Below are 21,578 nucleotides of genomic sequence, written 5' to 3' on the forward strand. Positions count from 1 at the left end.
AGGAGGGCGGTCGCAGCGTGACGGTGTCTCACGAGGACGGGACGGACCGGCCCGCTTCCCGCGGGGAACGCGTGGTCGGCGCGCTCGACAGGCGGCTGCCCGTCTCCTCGGCGGGCAAGGAGTTCCTCCGCAAGGCGTTCCCCGACCACTGGTCGTTCCTGCTGGGCGAGATCGCCCTCTACAGCCTCATGGTGCTGGTGGTCACGGGCGTCTTCCTCACCTTCTTCTTCCACCCCGACATGACGGAACGGCCGTACACCGGCTCCTACCTACCCCTGGAGGGCGTGTACACCTCGGAGGCGTACGCCTCGGTGCTGCACATCAGTTTCGACGTGCGCGGCGGTCTGCTGATGCGGCAGGTCCACCACTGGGCCGCGCTGGTGTTCGTCGCCGCGATCGGCGTGCACATGCTGCGGATCTTCTTCACCGGTGCCTTCCGGCGGCCCCGCGAGGTGAACTGGACCATCGGCGTGACCCTGTTCATGCTCGCGCTGCTGGAGGGGTTCTGCGGCTACTCGCTCCCCGACGACCTGCTCTCCGGCACCGGGCTGCGCACGGCCCAGGGCATCGTGCTGTCCATCCCGGTCGTCGGCACGTACCTCGCGTTCCTCGTCTTCGGCGGCCAGTTCCCCGGACACGAGATCATCGCGCGCCTGTACGTGGCGCACATCCTGCTGCTCCCCGGGCTGCTGCTGGCCCTGGTGGTGGTCCACCTGGCGTTCGTCATCCACCAGAAGCACACCCAGTGGGCGCTGCCCGGCCGGACCAACCGCAACGTGGTCGGCAAGGCGTTGTTCCCGCAGTACACCGCCAAGTCCGTCGGCCTGCTCTTCGTGGTCGCCGGCGTGCTCACCCTGATGGCCGCGCTGATGCAGATCAACCCGGTGTGGAGCTTCGGCCCCTACCGTGCCGACCAGGTGTCCATCGACGCGCAACCCGACTGGTACGTGGGCTTCCTGGAGGGCGCCCTGCGCCTGATGCCCGGCGCGGAGACCGACTTCGCCGGCCACACGATCGTCTGGGACGTGTTCCTGCCGGCGGTGGTGCTGCCCGTGACCCTGTTCCTCGTGCTGTACGCCTATCCGTTCTTCGAGCGGTGGATCACCGGGCCCGGCCCCGAACAGCACCTGTGCGACCGCCCGCGCAACCAGCCCACCCGCACCGCCCTCGGTGCCGCCGCCGTCTCCGCCTACGCCGTGCTGATCGCGGCGGGCGGGCAGGACGTCATGGTGCACGTCTTCGACGTCCGGCTGGAGGTGCTGACGTACACGTTCCGCACCGCGCTGTTCGTGGTGCCGTTCGTGACCTACCACGCCACGAAACGGGCCTGCCTGGGGTTGCAGGCGGCCGACCGGCGGCGTCTGCTGGAGGGGCGGACGACCGGTGAGGTGCGGCGGAGCGCGCAGGGCGGGTACCAGGAGGCCCGGACGCTGCTGCCGGCGTCCGAGGCGTACCGCATCCTCGTGCGGGACGTGCCCCGGCCGCGGGCCCACGGCACGGAGGTGTGGCGCTGGTTCCACCGGCACCGGATCCGCAACGCGCTCAGCCGGTGGTACTTCGGCAAGCGGGTGGAGCTGCCGGCCGGCGAGGCACAGCGCCACCGTGTCGAGGTGGTGCGGGCCGCGCCGGGGACGGCACGGGAGAGCGACGGGTGAACAGGGAGGCCGGCACATGACGGACGACACCGCCGCGCGGGCGGCCCGGGAGGACGGGGCCGCGGCGCGGGAGAACCTGCTCTCCGGTCCGCAGCCCGACGTGGCACGGGCCGCCGGGTACGCCGACCCGCCGCCGCGCATGGGCTTCTTCACCGACACCTCGGTGTGCATCGGCTGCAAGGCGTGCGAAGTGGCGTGCAAGGAGTGGAACGCCGTCCCCGAGGACGGCCTCGAACTGACCGGCATGTCGTACGACAACACGCAGGGCCTCGGCGCGGACACCTGGCGGCACGTGGCCTTCATCGAACAGCGTAAGCCGTTCGGCGGGCAGGAGCCCGGGGTCGGGCACGACGACCTCGACGTGTTCGCCGCCGCGTCCACGCTCGGCACCGGCCCCGCCTCACCCGGCCCCGGAGCCACCGCTCCCCCGCCGGGTGCGGCCCCCGCGGGCGCCCCGGCCGGGGAGATCTCCCCGGTGGCCCCCGACGGGCGCACCGAACTGCGCTGGCTGATGGCCTCCGACGTGTGCAAGCACTGCACCCACGCGGCCTGCCTCGACGTGTGCCCCACCGGCTCGCTGTTCCGGACCGAGTTCGGCACGGTCGTCGTCCAGGAGGACATCTGCAACGGCTGCGGCTACTGCGTGCCCGCCTGCCCGTACGGCGTCATCGACCAGCGCCCGGACGACGGACGGGTGTGGAAGTGCACCCTGTGCTACGACCGTCTCGGCGTCGGGATGGAGCCCGCCTGCGCCAAGTCCTGTCCGACCGACTCCATCCAGTTCGGGCCACTGGACGAACTGCGGGACCGGGCCGCCGCCCGGGTCGCGCAGCTGCACGCGGCCGGCGTCACGGACGCGCGGCTGTACGGCGAGGACCCGGGCGACGGTGTCGGCGGCGACGGGGCGTTCTTCCTGCTGCTGGACGAGCCGGAGGTGTACGGGCTGCCGCCCGACCCGGTCGTCACCACCCGGGACCTGCCCGCGATGTGGCGGCACGCGGCGACGGCCGCCGTCTCGCTCGCCGCGCTGGCCGTAGCCAGTTTCGTCAGGAGGCCACGATGACCGGTTCCGACGTCACCCGGGGCGGCGTGGAGGGCGCCCGCCCCGGACGCGACGCCCTCACCGGCGCGCACGCCGGACGCCGGCGGCGGGGCGGGCGGGGGCGCGGGCGCGGCGAGCGGGCCATGGTTCCGGAGGCCGAGTTCTCCTCGTACTACGGCAAGCCGATCCTGAACAGGCCGACCTGGAAGGCCCTGGACATCGCGGGCTACCTGTACCTGGGGGGCCTGGCCGGCGCGTCGTCGCTGCTGGCCGCCGGGGCGCACGTCACCGGCCGGCCGGCCCTGGCCCGGACGGCGAAGCTCGGGGCGGCGGGCGCGATCTCGCTGTCCCTGGTCGCGCTGGTGCACGATCTGGGCCGGCCCGCCCGCTTCCTCAACATGCTCCGCGTGTTCAAGCCGACCTCCCCCATGAGTGTCGGGTCGTGGCTGCTGATGGGTTACGCGCCGCTGACCCTGGCCGCCGCCGCCACCGATGTCGCCGGCCGGTACCGCCCGGTGGGCACCGCCGCCACGGCGTCGGCCGCCGTGCTCGGCCCGGCCGTCGCCACCTACACCGCCGTGCTGATCTCCGACACCGCCGTGCCGTCGTGGCACGAGGGGTACCGGGAGATGCCGTTCGTCTTCGCCGGGTCGGGTGCCACCGCGGCGGCCGGGCTGGCGCTGGCCTGCGTACCGGCCGGGCAGACCGGCCCGGCGCGCCGCCTGGCCGTGCTCGGCGCCGGGCTGGAACTTGGCTCGTTCCAGCTGATGAAGCGGCGGATGGGGCTGGCGGCCGAGCCGCTGGAGCAGGGCAGGCCGCGCGTGCTGCTGCGCGCCGCGGAAGCGCTCACCGTCGGGGGTACCGCGCTGGGCGCGTACGCCGGCGGACGGAGCCGGGTCGCCGCCGCTGTGGCCGGGGCGGCGCTGCTGTCGGGGTCCGCGGCCCTGCGGTTCGGGATCTTCCACGCGGGGGTGGCCTCGGCGGAGGACCCCGAATACACGGTCGTGCCGCAGCGGGAGCGGCTGGCGGCCCGCTCCCGGCCCGACGGCGCGGACCCCGGGGCCTGATCGGGATCGCCGCCGAGCCGCCGCCCTGGCGAGTCGCCTCCGGCGCGGTCGGGCGGCGCCCGGGCCGGGGTGGGTGCGGAAGCGGTCCGGTCCCGGGCCGTCGGCGCCCGAGGTCCCGGGCCCGCCGAGCGCCGAGCGCCGAGCGCCGAGCGCCGAGCGCCGAGGCGGAACGCGCAGCGGTCCCCCGGCATGGCGCGGGAGACACGGTCGACCGCGATCAGCGGGGACACGGCTGCCCGGCAGCCGTAAGGTTCCGGATGCCCGACGGCCCCGTGGTCGGTCCGGTCCGCCGCGAGCGCCACGTGCGACCGCAGTCACAAGCCCCGACACGGCTCCCCCGGCAGTCGACGGCCCTGCGGGAGCCTGGGCGGGGCCCGCTGGGGTTCGCGTCCTCCGGGGTTCCCGTCCCCCCGCATGTACCGCCGCGGCAAGGGCGCGGCTTCCCTGTGGCGAGCAGACCTTCCTGATGCCCCGCGGTCTGCCGACCCGACGTGAGCGACACGTCCCGCCGCGGTCGGCGCAGGGGCGGCTTTCACGGCGGACGCCGGCAGTCCGGGAACCGGGACGGGACGCTCAGCGGGCCGGGGTTGTCGGTTGTGGTCAGCCCACGTGTCGCCCGCCGGTGGGGGCGGGGAGGGTCTCCGCGGCCACGGCCAGCCGTTCCTCCCGCTGTACCCAGGACCAGGTGACGGCGGCGGCGATCACCCCCAGCGGCAGCATGCCGACGATCATGGCGATGCCCTCCGCCGAGTGTCCCGCCGCGATGACCCCCACCGCGGGCAGGTCGAGCAGCGGGGCGGCCAGGAAGAGGTACAGACACCGGCCCGGGTCACTGAGCCGGTGCCGGGTCCGGGCCACGACCGGCACCCAGAACAGGACGGCGCCCGCGAGCAGGACCGGCTCCGTCACCAGCGGGCCGGCGGCGGGCGCGAGGCCCACCAGGTCGCCGAGGACCGCCCAGGCGTGCAGCAGGACCAGCAGGGGCAGGGCGATCCCCGGCGCCACAGCGATCCGTTCCCACAGCGGGGTGCGGCGCACGAGCCACAGGACACCGGGCACCACGGCGGCGACGGTGAGGCCCGACCAGGCCATGACGGCCACGGACGACAGCGGTGTCGGCGTTCCGGAGTGGTGCATCACGGTCACTCCTCCCGGGCCGTCGTGCCGCGTACGGCGAGGACCACCGCGACGCCCAGCAGGGGGACGGCGACGGCCAGCAGCCACGCGCCGTAGACGAACGCGAGGGCGACCAGCACACAGCCGAGCCCGGCGGGCAGCGCGGCGGCGGCCCCCCGGTCCGGCACCCGGTAGCGGACGTGCTGCTCGGGCCCCCAACGGGACGACAGGAGCACGAGCAGGGCGGCCAGTTCGATGCCGAGCACGGCACCGCCCCACAGCCAGTACACCATCGCGCTCTCGCCGTACACCGTGAGCACCGCGAGGAGCAGCGCGTTGAGCACGCCCCAGCCGGCGACGACCACGAACGGCAGGTGGCGCCTCACGACGGGCTCCCTTCACCCGCGGGCTCCCGCCGCCCCCGCTGCCGCAGGTCCAGCAGCGGGGCGAAGCTGGTGATGGGGGGGGACGGGGTGCTCGGGGGTGAAGTTGTAGCGGGGCGGCGGCGAGGTGGTCGCCCACTCCAGGGAGTGTCCCTCCCACGGGTCGTCCGGGGCGGGTTCGGCGCGGCCGTGCGCGCGCTGGCGCAGGGTCCACAGGATGTTCACGACGAACACGGCCGTACCGGCGGCGAGGAACGCGGCCCCGATGGTGGAGAGCAGGTTCATCAGGCCGAACCCGTCGAACGCCGCGTACGTCACCACGCGGCGCGGCATGCCCTCGTAGCCGAGGGCGAACATCGGCAGGAAGGTGAGGTTGGTGCCGATCACCAGGAGCCAGAAGTGGAGCCGGCCGCCGCGCTCGTCGAACATCACGCCGGTCACCTTGGGGAACCAGAAGTAGACCGCCGCGAACAGCCCGAAGGCGCTGCCGGCGAACAGGACGTAGTGCAGGTGGGCCACGACGAAGTAGCTGTCGGTGACGTGGTAGTCGATCACCGGGGTGCCGACCATGATGCCGGTCAGCCCGCCGATCAGGAACTGCGGGACGAAGGCGAGGGCGAACAGCATCGGCGTGCGGAACCGCAGGCGTCCGCCGAGGAGCGTGCCCAGCATGCCGAAGTACTCCACACCGGCGGGGACGAGCAGGGCGATGGAGGTCAGCGAGTAGTAGTCGTTGGCCGCCTGGCCGGTGGCGAACATGTGGTGGCCCCACACGCTCATCGACAGCGCGGCGAACACCAGCAGCGACAGGACGGTGCCCGTGTAGCCGAAGAAGCGGCGCCCGGAGAAGACGGCGAGCACCTCCGCCACCGCCGCGAGGTACGGGAAGAACATCACGTAGACCACGGGGTGGCCGTAGAACCAGAACAGGTGCTGGTAGCCGATGTTCCAGGTGTTGGAGGCGAAGACGGACGGGTCGGCGCGGCCGACGGCGAGCAGGACGAGCGCGGCGAGCAGGGCGGGGAACGCGCCGATCACCATCAGGCAGGTGGCGATCATCGACCAGGAGAAGACCGGCAGGCGCAGCATCGTCATGCCCTGGGTGCGCTTGCGCAGCACGGTCCAGAGCACCGCCCAGCCCATGACGATGGTGCCGGTGGTCGCGAGGAAGACCCCGGCGATCCACAGGTCGGGGCCGGCGCCGGGTGAGTGGACGCTGTCCGCCATCGGCGGGTAGGAGAACCAGCCGTCGTCGTGCGCGCCGCTGGAGGTGGCGAAGCCCGAGAGCATGACGATCGCCCCGAACACGTACAGCCAGTAACCCAGCAGCGTCAGGCGGGGCATGGCGATGCCGGGGGCGCCGATCTGGAGGGGCACGAGGTAGACGCCCATCCCGATGGCGAACGGGGTGAGCACCATGTAGATCATGCCGGAGCCGTGGATGGTGAAAAGCTGGTTGTAGGTGTGCGCGTCGACCAGGTGCTGTTCGGGCCGTGCGAGCTGGGTCCGCATGATGAGGGCCAGGACGCCCACCAGCACGAACAGGACGAGTGACGTGCCGATGGTCAGGAGCCCGATCCGCTTGTGGTCGGTGCTGGTCACCCAGCCCGCCCAGCTGCCGGGCGGGACCGGCTTGCCCGTGGTCTCCGTGACGGTGCCGGGTGGTGCCGATGTCATGCCGCCGCCCCCTGTCCACCGCCGTGCAGCCAGCGGTCGTACTTCTCGGGCGACACCGCCCTGACCCAGAAGTGCATCTCGTAGTGCCGCTCACCGCAGAACTCGGCGCACTTGCCGAGCCACCGGCCCTGCCGGTCCATGGTGAGCGTGAAGGTGTTCACGTGGTGGGGGAAGGCGTCCATCTTGTACCGCAGGTCCGGGATCCACAGCGAGTGGATCACGTCGCGGGAGGTCAGGCGCAGTTGGACGGGGCGCCCGGTCGGCACGACCAGGGTGGGCAGGTCACCGCCCCGGCAGGTGCCGGAGACGCTGTGCCGCTGGGCGGCCTGGGGGTAGGCGAACTTCCAGCACCACTGGAAGCCGGTGACGTCGACGCGGACCGGCGGCCGGTCGGCGGCGCGGTGCTCGCGGTGGTTCTGCCACGCCGTCCATGACACCAGGAACACGGCGAAGGCGGCCAGCACGCCGACGTAGTAGGCCTCCGGCCGGGGGCGCTCGGACCGCTGGGACGCCGTGACCGGCCGGGTGGCGCGCCGCCTGGTCAGCGCGTAGCCGAACACGACCAGCACGACGACGAAGACGACGCCCGCGATGATCGACTCCAGGGCGAAGACGACGCCGAAGATGTGCCGCTGCCTCACCGCGTCGCCCTCGCCGCCGGGCCGGCGGCCGGTGGGCCGGGGCGACGGGCCGGGCGCGAACGCCCCGGCGCCGCGTGCGGTCTCCTCGGAACCATCCGATCACTCCCGTCTCTCGTCGGGGCCGGGCCATTGGCGGACATTACGGGCGGGGTGTGGCTTCTGCGAGCGGACACACCGCAGGCGGAGTGCCCGGGGACCGCCGGCTGACACCCGTCCCGTGCGGCGTCGGCGGCCGGGGTCTCCCCGCTCGGGCCGGGCCCGACCGGGCGAAGCGTCACGACCCGGACAGGAGGCTCCGGGTGACGGGGGGTCGGCCGGGGAGTGAGCGGCGCCTGCCGGGCGTGTCGGGGACCGGCGGGGCGGGCAGTCATGGCTTGCACCGGACCGGGAGCGGACCTGGCCCACCCCACCGGTCCCCCGCCCCGCCCGTTCCCCGCTCCCGTTCCCGCCCCACCGGTCCCCCGTCCCGTCCGCCGAACCGTTCGCTGGAGCCCCCGATGTGGAAGCGCGGAAGCAAGCGCCGCAAGCGGCGTGCCGGCCCCACCGCCACGCAGCCGTTGGAGCTGTGCGACCTGTGCGCGGCGGTCGTCCCGGCCGACACGGCGGTGCGCGGGTACGCGGCGGACTCCTCCTCCGCGCACGCCGCCCTGGACTGGTTCGACGGCCTGCGTCCGCTGACCGCCTGCGACGAGGACCACCTGGAGCGCCTGCGGGAGGAGTACCGGCGTCGCCCGTTCGTCGAGGAGGAACTGTGGGCCGCGAAGATCGCCCGGGTGCTGGGCAGCGGTCCGCCGGCCCTGGGCATCCTGGAGCTGGCCTGCCGCACCGGTCTGCACGAGTCGGAGATCCGGCGGGCCCTGGCGTGGCACAACCGGCGTCGGCAGGGCGGGGACGGGCCGGCCCGTCCTTGAGGCGGCGCGCGGTTCGCCCGCCGCACGCCGGGTACCCCGGCCGTGACGAGGAAGGGGGCCGGCGCCATGCCCACGCAGGAGCAGGTACGACGGCTGCTGGCCGCCGGTCTCGGCTACGAGGAGGCCGGGCGCCGGCTCGGCATACCGGCGGGACAGGCGTTCCTGATCGCCACCGGGCTCCCCGCGGACGGCGGTGACACCCTCACCACCGCGGAACGGCACCGGCCCGGCATGCCCCAGGAGTCCACCCAGCACCTGGTGCACCCGTCGCCGGAGAACCCCACCGGGAAACCGGCCGTGCGCGAGTGGCTGCGGGCGCGGGCCCACGGCGACGCCCAGATGCGTGCGGCCGCGCGCTCCCACGACTCCTGACCGCCGGACCCGCCGGACGGCGGTGCTCCCCGGATGCCGTGCCGGGCCACCTGCGGGACGATCGGCCCCAGGACGGAGGGTGAGTGAACGGCGGGCACCTGGGTACCCGCGGCCGCGACGAGGACGACGGGAAAGGCGGACGTGATGGGTGTACACACCTGGATCGGCTCCTGGCCGGTCTACCGCCAGCTGAAGGGCAAGGACCCCCTGGGCCGGGGGGCCGCCGCCAAGAGCGGCACCAGCGAGCGGCTGCGTCCCCGGGTCGCGTCGGCGGACCGGGTGGTCAAGTCGATCTGCCCGTACTGCGCGGTCGGCTGCGGCCAGAACGTGTACGTCGAGGACGAGCGCGTCACCCAGATCGAGGGCGACCCCGACTCCCCCATCTCCCGCGGCCGGCTCTGTCCCAAGGGCGCGGCCAGCCTCCAGCTCACCACCGGCGACGCCCGCGAGCAGCACGTCCTGTACCGGCGTCCGCACGCCACCGACTGGGAACGGCTCGACCTGGACACGGCGATGGACATGATCGCCGACCGGGTGATCGAGGCGCGCCGGACCGGCTGGCAGTGGGAGGTCGACGAGACCCGCACCCGGCGCACCCTGGGCATCGCGAGCCTGGGCGGAGCCACCCTCGACAACGAAGAGAACTACCTGCTCAAGAAGTTGTTCACCGCGCTCGGAGCGATCCAGATCGAGAACCAGGCGCGCGTTTGACACTCCTCCACCGTTCCCGGTCTGGGAACCTCGTTCGGACGCGGCGGCGCGACCACCTTCCAGCAGGATCTCCAGCACGCCGACTGCATCGTCATCCAGGGCTCGAACATGGCCGAGTGCCATCCGGTCGGGTTCCAGTGGGTGATGGAGGCGAAGGCGCGGGGCGCGAAGGTGATCCACGTCGACCCGCGGTTCACCCGTACCAGCGCGCTGGCCGACGTGCACGTGCCGCTGCGCGCGGGCACGGACATCGCCTTCCTCGGCGGGATCATCAACTACGTGTTGGCCAACGGCAAGCACTTCCGCGACTACGTGGTGGCCTACACCAACGGCCCGACGGTGCTGGGTGAGGACTTCCGCGACACCGAGGACCTCGACGGCGTCTTCTCCGGACTGGACCCGGACACCCGGAGCTACGACAACGAGAGCTGGCAGTACGCGGGCGCGGAGATGCAGGCCGCCTCCGGGGAGCGTGACCAGGAGTACGAGGAGCGCACCGACGGCGGCAGCACGGTGACCGACGCCGCGCGCGGTGAGTCCCACGGCTCCGGCGGCGCGGCGATCCCGGGGGGCGAGCCCGAGCGGGACGAGTCGCTGACCCATCCGCGCTGCGTGTTCCAGGTCCTCAAGCGGCACTACTCCCGGTACACCCCGGAGATGGTCGAGCAGATCTGCGGTGTCCCGCGGGACGTCTTCCGCCAGGTGTGCGAACTGGTCACGGAGAACTCCGGCCGGGAGCGGACCACGGCGTTCGCGTACGCGGTGGGCTGGACGCAGCACACGACCGGCGTGCAGTACATCCGCGCCGCCTCGGTGCTCCAGAGCCTGCTGGGGAACATCGGGCGGCCCGGCGGCGGCATCCTCGCCCTGCGCGGACACGCCTCGATCCAGGGGTCCACGGACATCCCCACGCTGTTCAACCTGCTGCCGGGCTACATCCCCATGCGGCACGCGCACCGGCAGGAGACCCTGGACTCCTTCGTGGCGGCCGAGGCGGCGCACAAGGGCTACTGGGGCAACATGCGGGCCTACCTGGTCAGCCTGCTCAAGGCGTACTGGGGTGGGGTGGCCACCGAGGAGAACGAGTTCTGCTTCGACTACCTGCCGCGGCTGACGGGTTCGCACTCCACCTACGAGACGGTGATGGCCCAGCTGGACGGCGTGTGCAAGGGCTACTTCCTCGTCGGGGAGAACCCCGCGGTCGGTTCCGCCGACGCCAAGATGCAGCGCCTCGGCATGGCGGAGCTGGACTGGCTGGTCGTCCGGGACTTCTCGCTGATCGAGTCGGCCACCTGGTGGAAGGACGGCCCCGAGATCGAGACCGGGGAGATGCGCACCGAGGACATCGGCACCGAGGTGTTCTTCCTGCCGGCCGCCGCGCACACCGAGAAGGACGGCAGCTTCACCAACACCCAGCGGCTGCTCCAGTGGCACCACCAGGCGGTCGAGCCGCCGGGCGAGGCGCGCAGCGACCTGTGGTTCACCTACCACCTGGGCCGGATCATCCGGGAGAAGCTCGCCGCGTCCACCGACGAGATGGACCGGCCGCTGCTCGACCTGACCTGGGACTACCCCACCAAGGGCGAACACGACGAGCCGGAGGCGGAAGCCGTCCTCGCCGAGATCAACGGCTATGACGCACAGGGCGAGCCGCTCGCCTCGTACGAGCAGCTGAACGACGACGGCTCGACCGCCTGCGGCTGCTGGATCTACTGCGGGGTCTACGCCGACGGCGTCAACCAGGCGGCCCGCCGCAAACCCGGCAAGGAGCAGGACTGGGTGGCCAACGAGTGGGGCTGGGCCTGGCCCGCCAACCGCCGTATCCTGTACAACCGCGCCTCGGCCGACCCGGACGGCAGGCCGTGGAGCGAACGCAAGGCACTGGTGTGGTGGGACGAGGAGAAGGGCTCCTGGACCGGGCACGACATCCCGGACTTCAAGGCCGACAAGTCCCCCCACCACCGGCCGCCGCCGGACGCCACCGGCCCGGAGGCCCTGTCGGGCACCGACGCGTTCGTCATGCAGGCGGACGGCAAGGCGTGGCTGTACGTGCCGTCGGGGCTGACCGACGGTCCCCTGCCCACCCACTACGAGCCGCAGGACTCGCCCTACCCGAACCTGCTGTACGGCCGGCAGCGCAACCCGGTACGGCAGTTGCTGCGACCGCACCCCGACAACCGTTACCAGCCCAGCGGCACCGAACCGGGCTCGGAGGTGTTCCCGTACGTGGCCACCACCTACCGGCTCACCGAGCACCACACCGCGGGCGGCATGTCCCGCTGGCAGCCCTACCTGGCGGAACTCCAGCCCGCGTTCTTCTGCGAGGTCTCGCCCGAACTGGCCGCCGAACGCGGTCTGGAGCACACCGGCTGGGCGACGATCGTGACCGCGCGCGGTGTCGTGGAGGCGCGGGTGCTGGTCACCGACCGCATGGCGCCGCTCACGGTGCACGGACGGCGCCTGTACCAGGTCGGGCTGCCCTACCACTGGGGGCCGAACGGCTACACCACCGGGGACGCGGCCAACGAGCTGCTGCACATGTCCCTCGACCCGAACACGCACATCCAGGAGACCAAGGCGTTCGCCGTCGACATCCGGGCGGGACGCCGGCCGCGGGGGCCGGCCGCCGTGGAGCTGGTGCGGGCCTACCGGGCCCGTGCGGGCATCGACGAGCACACCGGTACGGAGCTGTGAACCGCGGGTGCCGGGAAGGCGGGTGTGGGTACTCGCCGGTGTGCGCGGTCGAGCGCGCCGACGGCTGTGGAGGTGCTGACGATGCGGACCGGACTGCTGAGGGCCATCGGGGCGGCGACCTGCGCCTACGGGATCGCGACCGCCTACCGGCCGGGCCTGCTGGCCCGCCCCTGCGGGCTGGTGGACCCGGACGGCCGGGTGGGCTCGCACACCGCCACGGTGCTGCGCCCGCTGGCCTGGCGGGACGCCGCCACCGGTCTGGCGATGCTCGTCGCCCCCCGGGGGCCGGCCCTGGCCACCGCCACCACGGTGCGCGTCGCCTCCGACGTCGGTGACGCCCTGCTCTTCGGCCGTGTCCTGCCGGGCCGGGTCCGCCGGGCGGGGGCGGCCGTCACCGCCCTGGGCTGGGCCGCCCTGACGGTCGCGGGCCTCGTCGGCGGGGAGCACCGGATTCCCGCGCTGCACTGACCCCGCCCGTCACGGGAGCGCCTCGGGCCCGGCGGCGGGCGGGGCCGCGGGGAAGCGGGCCGCGAGCAGGGCCCGGTCGTCGGGGAAGGCCGCGTCGGGCTGGTGGTACAGGAACCGTTCGCAGAACTCGCTCAGGCCGAGCCCGGCCGCGTCGCGCGCGCACGCGGTCAACCTCTCCAGCCCGACGGTGATGATCTCGCGGCGGCGTTCGACCAGGCCGTCGGTGTACAGGAGCAGGGTGTCGTCCCCGGCGAGTGCGCGGGTCGCCTGCCGGTAGCGGAATCCGTGGACGGGGCCCAGCGGCGGGTTGATGGCCCGGTCGAGGTAGGTGCTGGTGCCGTCGGCGTGGACCAGCAGCGGCGGCGGGTGCCCGGCGGCGGCGTAGGACAGGGTGCGGGAGGGGCGGTGGAGGACGAGGTAGCAGGCGGTGGCCATCCGGCCGGGGTGGTAGCGGCCCAGGAAGGCGTTGAGTTCGTCGAGGACCGAGGTGGGCCGGGCGCCGTAGCGCGGGACGATGTTGCGCAGGGCGGCGGTGATCTGCGCCATGACGGTGGCCTCGCGCAGCCCGTGTCCGGCGACGTCCCCGATGCTCAGCCCGATGTGGTCGGCGTCCACGTCGTACACGTCGTACCAGTCACCGCCGACGGAGAGCAGGTCGCCGCCGGGGGCGTAGCAGGTGGCGGCCTCCAGGCCCGGGACGGCCGGCAGGCGTGGCAGGAGGCTGCGCTGGAGGCGTTCGGCGACCTGGTGCTCGTGTTCGTGCAGCCCCGCGCGGCGCAGGGCCTGGGCGATCTGCTGGGCGACGGCGACGGCGTGTTCCGGGGTGGCCTCCGGGTCGGCGCCGTGGACGACCAGCAGGCCGAGGTGGGTGCCGTCCGCCTCCAGCGGGAGGGTCAGCGGCGGCGGCTGCCCGGCCGACGGGGCGCGGGGCGGGGCCGCGCCGGCGCGGGGGTGGTCCAGGTCGGTCCAGTCGGCGGCGGCCGGGTGGGGGTGTTCACCGGGCTGGAGGGGCGGGACCAGCCGCGTGGAGTGCAGGCGCAGCTCCACGGCGGTGGCGCCCAGGGCGGGCAGCGCGGCGTCCTGGACGGCGCGGGACACCTCCGTGACGGTGACCGCGGCGGCCAGCGCGGCGGTCAGGGTGTAGAGGTGCTGGAGCCGGCCGCGGGCGGCCTGTTCGGCGGCCAGCAGGCGGGCGCGTTCGGCCTCCAGGGAGCGACGGAAGGCCAGTTCCCGGTTGAGGGCGGCGACCTGCTGGCTGAGCACGACGAACCGGTCGGCCCCGTCCAGGGGGAGCAGATGCAGCTGGGCGGCGGGCAGCGGGCCGTCCCACCACTGGGCGCGCGCGCCGTGGCAGCGGAACCGGCGCGGGCGGCCGTCGGCGTCCTTGACGGTGAGGGCGCCGGGGACCGGGCTGCCGCTGCGCAGCCAGGTGGCCAGGTGGGTGCGGAGCAGCTGGGTGTCCGTGCTGTCCAGGTCGAACAGGCAGGCGCCGGGGGTGAGCCGGCCGTCGCTCTTGAGTGCCGCGGGGTTGGCGGCCAGGATGCGGCCGTCGGCCGCGCACAGCAGTACCGGATGGGGCAGGAGTCTGGTGATGGCCCCGAACAGGCCAAGGCTCATGGCGTGACGGACGGATCGCCGAAGTACTCGCGGCCGGCGGGGGTCTGCGCGCCGGTGTCCGGGACCAGGTGCACCACGACGCGGCAGCCGGCGTCGCCGCGCGCGATGGTCTGTTCGAGGTCCACGCGCGCGTAGCCAAGGTTGCGGGCGGCGACGGTGCCGAAGACGTTGGACGTCATCATGCACATCGACTCGCGGCCCACCACCTTCTCGGCGAACGGGCACGCCCGGTTGCCCAGGACGATCTTCGTGGCGTCCTGCTCGATGACGTGGAAGTCGCCCTGGATACGGCGCTTGAGGTCCACCAGCGCCTCGGCGACCTGCTCGCCGGTGAGCCGGTCCACGCCGAGGGCCGCGAGGTACATCCGGTCGATCTCCGTGCCGACCGCCTGGCCGACCACGCTGATGTAGCCGGACGCCTCCTCCAGGCCGATCACCGACTCCAGCGTCGTCGCCAGCTCCCGCACCAGCGTCCGCAGGAACACGTCCCGGTCCAGCGCGATGTCCACGTCCGACGTGTGTTCCATGCCCACCCTCACCCGTTACGCCGCCCGGTACGGCGGCAGTCCGTGACGGGGGCACGCGCGCCACCGCCGATGACAGGCATCAGTGTGCCAGCACCGGCGCCGCCGGTGGACGACGGCACCCGCTGTGCCGTCGGCCCGGCGGGTGCGGCGGGTGCGGCGGGTGCGGCGGTGAACGCGGCGTGGGCGGCGGGCCGACGGTGAACGCGGCGTGGGCGGGCCGGTGTTCGGCGGCGCCCCCGGCCCGCGGCACGGGCCCGGCGGCGCGTGGGCTATTCGTTGGGCTCGGTGGCGCTGATGTCCGCGAGGGCCGAGTCGGTGTCGCGTTCGACGGCGAGGTCCCCGAGGGAGACGATGCCGACCGGACGGCCGTCCTCCACCACCGGCAGCCGCCGCACGGCGTGCTCGCGCATCAGCGCGACGGCCCGGTCGATGTCGTCGTCCGGCGCCACGCCGACCAGGTCCTCGCTGCACGCGTCGGCGACGGTGCGGTCCTCGATGTTCCCGCCCTCGCACACCACGCGGACCACCAGGTCCCGGTCGGTGACCAGTCCGCGCAGCGTCTCGTCCTCCGCGACCAGGACGACGCCGATGCCCTGGTCCCGCATCAGCCGGGCGACCTCGACCACCGGGGTCCCGGGCCCCACCGCCACCGGCGCGGCCGTCATGACCTCGCGGACCTTGTTCACTGCCATGGCTCTCCTCCACACGTCCACGCCGGCACGACCGCGCGACAAGCGCTCACCGGCCCCGGTTGCCCGTACCCGTACGACGCCGCGGGCTCCCGCCCCGGGGGCGCTTTACCCTCCGATGGCAGCGCCCCGGGGCCCGGACGGCGGGTTCGCGCGGGCCGGTCAGGCGTCCACGGTGCGGTCGGCCGGCACCCGCACGTCCGTGACGGCGAAGCCGCTGCGGGGCCGGGTGGGGATGCGGTGCAGCGGGATCGTCAGATCCTGTTCGGGAACCGTGCAGGTGAGCCGCGCCAGGCGGAAGGCCAGGGCCGCCAGCAGCCCGATGGTCATGTGCTCACCCGGGCAGCGGTGGCCGTCGGCCGGATCGCCGCCGCCCTGGGAATTGGGTTCGTCCGGTCCGAGGGGGTGTCCGACGAACCTCTCCGGGCGAAAGGCGTACGGGTCCTCCCAGAGCCTGTCGTCGTGGTTCTGCCCGTACACGTCCAACAGGACGAGGGCGCCCTCGGGGATCGGCACGCCCCGCCAGGTCAGGTCGCGCACGGCACGGCCGCCGAGGAACGGCGCGAACGGGTAGCAGCGGCGGACCTCGTGGGCGAACGCCGTCGCGTACGCAGTGTCGCCGGCGCGCAGGTTCTCTCGGGTCTCGGGCCACCGGTGCAGCGCGTGCGCGGCGAAGGCGACGAACCAGCTGACGGCGACCGTCGGGCGGATGACGTCGAGCAGTTCCAGCGCCGCGGTCCCGGGGTCCAGGAGTTCGCCGGAGGCGTCCCGGTGCCCGGCCACGCGGGCGAGGACCCGGTCGGGCGCCGGGGCGTCGGCAGCCGCCCGGCGCGGACGTCCTCCACCAGCCGGGCCAGCCACCTCTCCTGCCGGCCGCGGGCGCGCCGGGCCCGCCAGTGGCGGGGGCCGGGCGTGGCGAAGCCGTCGACCATGGCCTGGAGGTCCCGGGCCGGTGCCCGTGCCCCGTCGTCCTCCAGCGGGACGCCGGCCCAGCGGCACACACCGCGGGTGAGGACGACGCCGGCCTCGTCGAACAGGACGACGGGCTCGCCGGCGGCGGCCCAGGAGCGTTCGGCCTCCTCCCAGGCGGCGGAGACCTCCTCGACCAGGCCGGTCACCGCGTCGAGGTGGAGCAGGGGCAGGAACAGCGACTTGCGCGCGCGGTGCGCCTCACCGTCGAGGGTGTGCACCGCGCCGTGTCCGAGGAGCGTGCCGCGTACGGGTTCGGGGATCGCGCCGTCGCGGCGCACGTGCCCCTCGTCGTAGAAGAAGCGCACGGCGTCCGGCCCGCGTACGGCGATCGCCTGCCGGCCGAGCAGCCGGGTGCGCAGGACGTCGCCGGAGGTCCCCCGCATGCGGTTGGGTAGCCAGGCGTACCCCTCGGCGAGGGCGAACAGCGTGCGGTCGGCCAGGGGAAGTGAGCTGTCGGTCATGGCGGACGAGTGCCCAGGCCGGGCGGGGACACGTGCGCGGGGCGGCCCTCACCCCCGGGTGCCGGCGGGTGTTTCGCCCGTACGGCGCCTGGACACCCGGCCGCTGGTCACGGCGGGGCCCCGGCACGGCCGGGGTGGGCACACGGCAGTCAGTTCCCCGACAGGAGGATCGAACCCATGGCAACGGACAGCACACCTGGAACGGCCCTGGTGACCGGGGCCTCGTCGGGCATCGGCGCCGAGTACGCCGGCCGGCTGGCGGAGCGCGGCCGGAACCTGGTGCTGGTGGCGCGGCGCGCCGAGCGGCTGGACGCCCTGGCGCGGCGGCTGCGCGAGGACCGCCGGGTGGAGGTGGAGCCGCTGGTGGCCGACATGTCCCGGCCGGCGGACCTCGCCCGGGTCGCGGAACGGGCCGCCGGCGAGGACGTGGACCTGCTGGTGAACAACGCCGGCATCAACGGCTACGGGCTGTTCGCCGAGGTCGATCCGGGGCTGCTGGGCAAGGTGCTGGAGGTCAACGTGGTGGCGCCCACGGTCCTCGCCCGGGCCGTGGTCCCCGGCATGGTGCGGCGCGGCCGGGGCGCGGTGGTCAACGTGGCGTCGCTGCTGGCGTTCGCCGGTGACCTGCCGCCCGGCCCCCTCCCTCGACGGGCGGTGTACGGCGGCACCAAGGGGTACGTGGTGACGTTCACCCGGACGCTGGCCGCCGAACTGGCCGGCACGGGCGTGCGCGTCCAGGTCGTCTGCCCGGGGCTCACGGCGACCGAGTTCCACCTCGGCACCGGCGAGGAGCCGGTCGCGGGCGCGGCCCGGGTCCACGACGACGGGGGGATGCCCGCGGCGGACGTCGTCACCGCGTCCCTGGCGGCGCTGGAGGACGGGGAGGTGGTGTGCGTACCGGGTCTGTCGGACGCCGGGGCGGTGGCCCGCCTGTCGGCCGCGGAGCTCGGCCTGCGCGAGGGGTCCGGCGCCCGTGCCGCCGCCCGCTACCGGACGGCCGGGGCCGCCCCGGACTGACCGCCGGGGCGCTCCCCCGGCGCCCGGCCGGTGTCAGGCCCGCCGGCGCAGGACGGTGACGCCGCGCGGGGGCACCACCCGCGGAGCGTCCTCGCGGGCGACGGGTGACAGGACGTCACCGGTCATGCCGGGCAGGGGTACGGGGGCGTCGGTGCGGTTGACGAGGAACAGGTAGCGCTCGCCGTCCCGGGCGCGGACGGCCAGCTCGACGCGGCCCCGGACCGGTTCGGGCAGTTCGCTGCGGACGCCGGCGTGGCCGAGGAGGGCGGGCAGGAGCGCGGCGAGCCCGGCGGGTCCCAGGCGGGTGGAGACGTAGGCGGCCGAACCCCGGCCGGCGGCGCGGCGGGTGACGGCGGGGCGTCCTGCGTGCTCTCCGCCGGTGTAGCGCAGGAGGACCTCGGTGGCGGGGTCGGTGACGGTGACGCGGTCGGTCCACAGGGCGCCGGTGAGGCCGCCGTCGAGGGGGACCCGTTCGCCGTCGGGCAGCGGCCCGAACTCCTCGACGCGGATGCCGAGCAGGTCGCGCAGGGCGCCGGGGTAGCCGCCGAGCCAGACGTGGTCGTTCTCGTCGACGATGCCGGAGAAGTAGGTGGTGACCAGGTGACCGCCGTTCTCGGTGTAGCGGGTGAGTTCCTTGGCGAGGGTGGCGGGGACGACGTGCAGGACGGGGGCGACGACCATGCCGTAGCCGTCCAGGGGGGTGCCGGTGGGGACGACGTCGGCGCGGACGCCCACGTCGAGCAGGGCGGTGTACCAGTCGAGGGCCTCCTGGCGGTAGCGGAGCCGGGAGGTGGGGTGGGAGTCGAGTTCGCCGGCCCACCAGGAGTCCCAGTCGAACAGGACGGCGACGGGGGCGGCCTCGCGCGGGGCGCCGGCGGCGGGCGCGAGGTCGCGCAGGGTGTCGCCGAGGGCGGTGACGGAGCGGAAGAGGTCGCTGTCGGCTCCGGCGTGCGGGACCATCGCGGAGTGGTACTTCTCGGCACCGGCGGCGGACTGGCGCCACTGGAAGAAGCAGACGGCGTCGGCTCCGTGGGCGACGTGGAGCAGGGAGTCGCGGGCGAGTTCACCGGCCCGCTTGGCGAGGTTGACGGGCTGCCAGTTGACGGCGCTGGTGGAGTGCTCCATCAGGTACCAGGGCCGGCCACCGGCGAGGTTGCCGGTCAGGTTGGCGGAGAAGGACAGCTCGTCCAGGGACTGCGGGCCCGGTGTGCGGTAGTGGTCGTTGGAGACGAAGTCGACCTCGGCGGCCCAGTCGGCGTAGTTCATGCCCTTGGTCTCGCCCATGACCATGAAGTTGGTGGTGACGGGCACGTCCGGGGTGACGGCGCGCAGGACGTCGCGTTCGGCGCGCAGGTGCTCGCGCAGGGCGTCGGAGGAGAAGCGCCTGAAGTCCAGCTGCTGGGTGGGGTTGGGGTGGGAGGCGGCCAGGCGGGGCGGCAGGATCTGCTCCCAGTCGCTGTAGCCCTGGGACCAGAAGGCGGTGCCCCAGGCGTGGTTGAGCTGGTCGAGCGTGGTGTAGCGCCGGCGCAGCCAGGTGCGGAAGGCACGGGCGGCGTCGTCGGAGTAGTCGTAGACGTTGTGGCAGCCCAGCTCGTTGGAGATGTGCCAGGCGACCAGGGCGGGGTGGCCTGCGTAGCGTTCGGCCATGGCCCGGGTCAGGCGCAGGGCGTGTTCGCGGAAGACCGCGGAGGTGGGCCGCCAGTGCTGGCGGGCCCCGGGCCACACGGTCTCGCCGCGGTCGGTGACGGGGAGGATCTCGGGGTGGGCGGCGGTGAGCCAGGGCGGCGGTGAGGCGGTCGCCGTGGCCAGGTCGACGGCGACGCCCCCGTCGTGCAGGAGGTCCATGATGTCGTCGAGCCACCCGAAGTCCCAGGTCCCGGCGGTGGGCTGGATGCGGGCCCAGGAGAACACGGCGAGATTGACGATGGTGACACCGGCCCGCCGCATCAGCGCGATGTCCTCCTCCCAGACCCGCCGGGGCCACTGGTCCGGGTTGTAGTCGGCGCCGTAGGCGAAGCGGGGAGAGCCGTGGTCTCCCCGGACGCGCAGCAGCTGGGACAGGGGGGCGGAGCGCATGCGGTTCCTTCCGGGTGCATGGGTGGGGGCGGCGGCGCCGGCCGGTCCGGGCGCCGCCGCCTTGCGGGGCGCGGTCAGCCGGTGCTGACGGTGAAGCCCTGCTCGTCGCCGTACTTGACGGAGGCCTCCTGCCAGGTCTTCAGGCCGGCCGAGAGCCGGGTGCCGGAGACGTAGGCCTTGCCGGCGGTGTCGTTGAAGACGGAGTTGGCGTAGACCTGGTAGGGCAGGTAGGACCAGTCGTCGGCGACGTTCGCGGCCGACTCGGCGAATACCTTGTTCGCCCGCTGCCCACCGAAGTACGGGAAGGCGGTGTCCTGGAACGCCCGGGAGTGCAGCTCCGCGGTGGTGGCCGGGAAGGCGCCGTTCGCGACGCGGGTCCGCACGCCCTCGCCGGCGTCGGCGTACTTCAGGAAGGCGTACGCCAGCGCCTCGTTGTGGCCGAGTTCCGGCATGGTCAGGGCGCTGCCGCCGTTCTCGGCGGAGGCCTTGCCGCCCGCGGTCCACTGCGGGAGCGGGGCGACGCGCCAGTCACCGGAGGCGCCCTTCGCGCCGGAGGCGAGGTTGGCGGGCATCCAGGCGCCGATCGCGAGGGTGGCTATGGTGCCGTCGTCCAGGCCCTTGTACCACTCGTCGGACCAGCTGGTGACCGGGGAGACCAGCTTGTCGTCGAGGAGTTTCTGCCAGGTGCCGGTGAACCTGCGGGCGCCCGCGTCCGAGAAGTCGATCCGCACCTTGGTGCCGTCGACCTTGTAGGGGCGCGAACCGGCCTGCCACAGCATGCTGGTGGTGAAGCCGGCGTCTCCGGCGTCGTTGGTGATGTACGCCTTCGGATCGGCCCTGTGCAGCTTGCGGGCCGCGTCGACGTACTGGTCCCAGGTGGTGGGCACCTTGATCCGGTACTTGTCGAAGACCTTCTTGTTGTAGAAGAGCGCCATCGGGCCGGAGTCCATCGGCAGGCCGTAGACACCGTCGCCGCCCGCCCGGACGCCGTGCCACGGGCCGGGGGTGAAGGTGCCGGCGAGCTTGTCGGCGCCGTACGCCCGGAGGTCGGTGAGTTCGTCGGTCAGGGCGTACTGGCCCATCGCGTAGTACTCGACCTGGGCGACGTCCGGGACGCCCTTCTTCGCCGAGATGGCGTTCTGGAGCGCCTTGTACTGGTCGTTTCCGGTGCCGGCGTTGACGAGGTTCACCTTCACCCTGGGGTGGGCCTTCTCGAAGTCGGCGGCCACCTGCTTGAGCGTGGGTTCCCAGGCCCAGACGGTGAGGGTGCCGCCCTTCTCCAGGGCGGCCCGGACGTCCGCCGCGGAGAGCGCCTTCCGGCCCGCTCCCCCGGCGTCGGAGCCGCCGCAGGCGGTCGCTCCCAGGGCGAGGGCACTGACGAGGCCGATGCCGCGCAGCAGGCGGCGGGAGTGCTTGAGCATGGTCGTGCTTCCACTTCTTCGTGGCCGGAGCGTGGCCGGGACCGTGAACGACGGGGACGGA

Annotated in this window: 17 protein-coding genes and 1 pseudogene; 8 read left to right on the top strand and 10 right to left on the bottom strand. The window is 73.8% G+C overall.

Annotated elements, in window-relative coordinates; translation table 11 throughout:
* Nucleotides 1-23 precede the first annotated feature (23 nt).
* From ACIQVT_RS13145 to nrfD, 3 genes are read left to right on the top strand one after another with little or no spacing between them, the layout of a single operon-like run.
* On the top strand, nt 24-1,655 hold the full coding sequence (locus ACIQVT_RS13145; protein WP_403751793.1) for a cytochrome bc complex cytochrome b subunit: 1,632 nt from the start codon (nt 24-26) through the stop codon (nt 1,653-1,655).
* Nucleotides 1,656-1,671: 16 nt separating this feature from the next.
* The gene (locus ACIQVT_RS13150; protein WP_403751467.1) at nt 1,672-2,718 is read left to right on the top strand and encodes a 4Fe-4S dicluster domain-containing protein; all 1,047 of its coding nucleotides are present in this window, start codon (nt 1,672-1,674) and stop codon (nt 2,716-2,718) included.
* A complete protein-coding gene (gene nrfD, locus ACIQVT_RS13155; protein ID WP_403751469.1) occupies nt 2,715-3,764 on the top strand; it encodes an NrfD/PsrC family molybdoenzyme membrane anchor subunit in 1,050 nt (349 codons plus the stop codon). Before ACIQVT_RS13150 ends, nrfD begins: the two co-directional genes overlap by 4 nt.
* A gap of 600 nt (nt 3,765-4,364) precedes the next feature.
* Here nrfD and ACIQVT_RS13160 read toward each other — a convergent pair.
* From ACIQVT_RS13160 to ACIQVT_RS13175, 4 genes are read right to left on the bottom strand one after another with little or no spacing between them, the layout of a single operon-like run.
* The gene (locus ACIQVT_RS13160) at nt 4,365-4,901 is read right to left on the bottom strand and encodes a hypothetical protein (RefSeq protein ID WP_403751471.1); all 537 of its coding nucleotides are present in this window, start codon (nt 4,899-4,901) and stop codon (nt 4,365-4,367) included.
* A gap of 5 nt (nt 4,902-4,906) precedes the next feature.
* Entirely contained in the window at nt 4,907-5,266 is a 360-nt protein-coding gene (locus ACIQVT_RS13165) for a hypothetical protein (protein ID WP_403751473.1), read from the bottom strand.
* A 12-nt stretch (nt 5,267-5,278) separates the two neighbouring features.
* The gene (locus tag ACIQVT_RS13170; RefSeq protein ID WP_403751475.1) at nt 5,279-6,940 is read right to left on the bottom strand and encodes a cbb3-type cytochrome c oxidase subunit I; all 1,662 of its coding nucleotides are present in this window, start codon (nt 6,938-6,940) and stop codon (nt 5,279-5,281) included.
* The gene (locus tag ACIQVT_RS13175) at nt 6,937-7,581 is read right to left on the bottom strand and encodes a cytochrome c oxidase subunit II (RefSeq protein ID WP_403751477.1); all 645 of its coding nucleotides are present in this window, start codon (nt 7,579-7,581) and stop codon (nt 6,937-6,939) included. The genes ACIQVT_RS13170 and ACIQVT_RS13175 overlap by 4 nt, the downstream gene beginning before the upstream one ends.
* A gap of 497 nt (nt 7,582-8,078) precedes the next feature.
* Between ACIQVT_RS13175 and ACIQVT_RS13180 the strand changes: the two genes are divergently transcribed.
* The 4 genes from ACIQVT_RS13180 (at nt 8,079) to ACIQVT_RS13195 (ending at nt 12,737) form a co-directional block, all read left to right on the top strand.
* Complete coding sequence (locus ACIQVT_RS13180) at nt 8,079-8,492, top strand: hypothetical protein (RefSeq protein WP_403751479.1); 414 nt, start codon at nt 8,079-8,081, stop codon at nt 8,490-8,492.
* Between the two features lie 66 nt (nt 8,493-8,558).
* The gene (locus tag ACIQVT_RS13185) at nt 8,559-8,864 is read left to right on the top strand and encodes a hypothetical protein (RefSeq protein WP_403751481.1); all 306 of its coding nucleotides are present in this window, start codon (nt 8,559-8,561) and stop codon (nt 8,862-8,864) included.
* A gap of 144 nt (nt 8,865-9,008) precedes the next feature.
* Complete coding sequence (fdh, locus tag ACIQVT_RS13190) at nt 9,009-12,269, top strand: formate dehydrogenase (RefSeq protein WP_403751483.1); 3,261 nt, start codon at nt 9,009-9,011, stop codon at nt 12,267-12,269.
* Between the two features lie 81 nt (nt 12,270-12,350).
* Complete coding sequence (locus tag ACIQVT_RS13195) at nt 12,351-12,737, top strand: hypothetical protein (RefSeq protein WP_403751485.1); 387 nt, start codon at nt 12,351-12,353, stop codon at nt 12,735-12,737.
* Nucleotides 12,738-12,746: 9 nt separating this feature from the next.
* Here the strand turns inward: ACIQVT_RS13195 and ACIQVT_RS13200 are convergent, their stop codons facing one another.
* From ACIQVT_RS13200 to ACIQVT_RS13215, 4 genes and pseudogenes are all read right to left on the bottom strand, one after another.
* A complete protein-coding gene (locus tag ACIQVT_RS13200; protein WP_403751487.1) occupies nt 12,747-14,354 on the bottom strand; it encodes a SpoIIE family protein phosphatase in 1,608 nt (535 codons plus the stop codon).
* Nucleotides 14,351-14,881 carry a methanogen output domain 1-containing protein gene (locus ACIQVT_RS13205; RefSeq protein WP_403751489.1) on the bottom strand — a complete coding sequence of 177 codons (531 nt, stop codon included), beginning with the start codon at nt 14,879-14,881 and terminating at the stop codon, nt 14,351-14,353. The genes ACIQVT_RS13200 and ACIQVT_RS13205 overlap by 4 nt, the downstream gene beginning before the upstream one ends.
* A gap of 269 nt (nt 14,882-15,150) precedes the next feature.
* Entirely contained in the window at nt 15,151-15,573 is a 423-nt protein-coding gene (locus ACIQVT_RS13210) for a CBS domain-containing protein (RefSeq protein WP_403751491.1), read from the bottom strand.
* A gap of 159 nt (nt 15,574-15,732) precedes the next feature.
* Nucleotides 15,733-17,003: pseudogene (locus ACIQVT_RS13215) on the bottom strand (cytochrome P450).
* A gap of 177 nt (nt 17,004-17,180) precedes the next feature.
* On the opposite strand from ACIQVT_RS13215, the gene ACIQVT_RS13220 reads away from it, so the two are divergent.
* Nucleotides 17,181-18,020 (top strand): SDR family NAD(P)-dependent oxidoreductase, encoded by an 840-nt coding sequence (locus ACIQVT_RS13220; protein ID WP_403751493.1) that lies wholly within the window; start codon nt 17,181-17,183, stop codon nt 18,018-18,020.
* Between the two features lie 33 nt (nt 18,021-18,053).
* Here ACIQVT_RS13220 and ACIQVT_RS13225 read toward each other — a convergent pair whose 3' ends face one another.
* A complete protein-coding gene (locus ACIQVT_RS13225; RefSeq protein ID WP_403751495.1) occupies nt 18,054-20,096 on the bottom strand; it encodes a beta-galactosidase in 2,043 nt (680 codons plus the stop codon).
* A 74-nt stretch (nt 20,097-20,170) separates the two neighbouring features.
* The gene (locus ACIQVT_RS13230; protein WP_403751497.1) at nt 20,171-21,517 is read right to left on the bottom strand and encodes an ABC transporter substrate-binding protein; all 1,347 of its coding nucleotides are present in this window, start codon (nt 21,515-21,517) and stop codon (nt 20,171-20,173) included.
* Nucleotides 21,518-21,578: the final 61 nt, after the last annotated feature.

Source organism: Streptomyces sp. NPDC100445, assembly GCF_044759735.1.
In the GTDB taxonomy this organism is placed as follows: Bacteria; Actinomycetota; Actinomycetes; order Streptomycetales; family Streptomycetaceae; genus Streptomyces.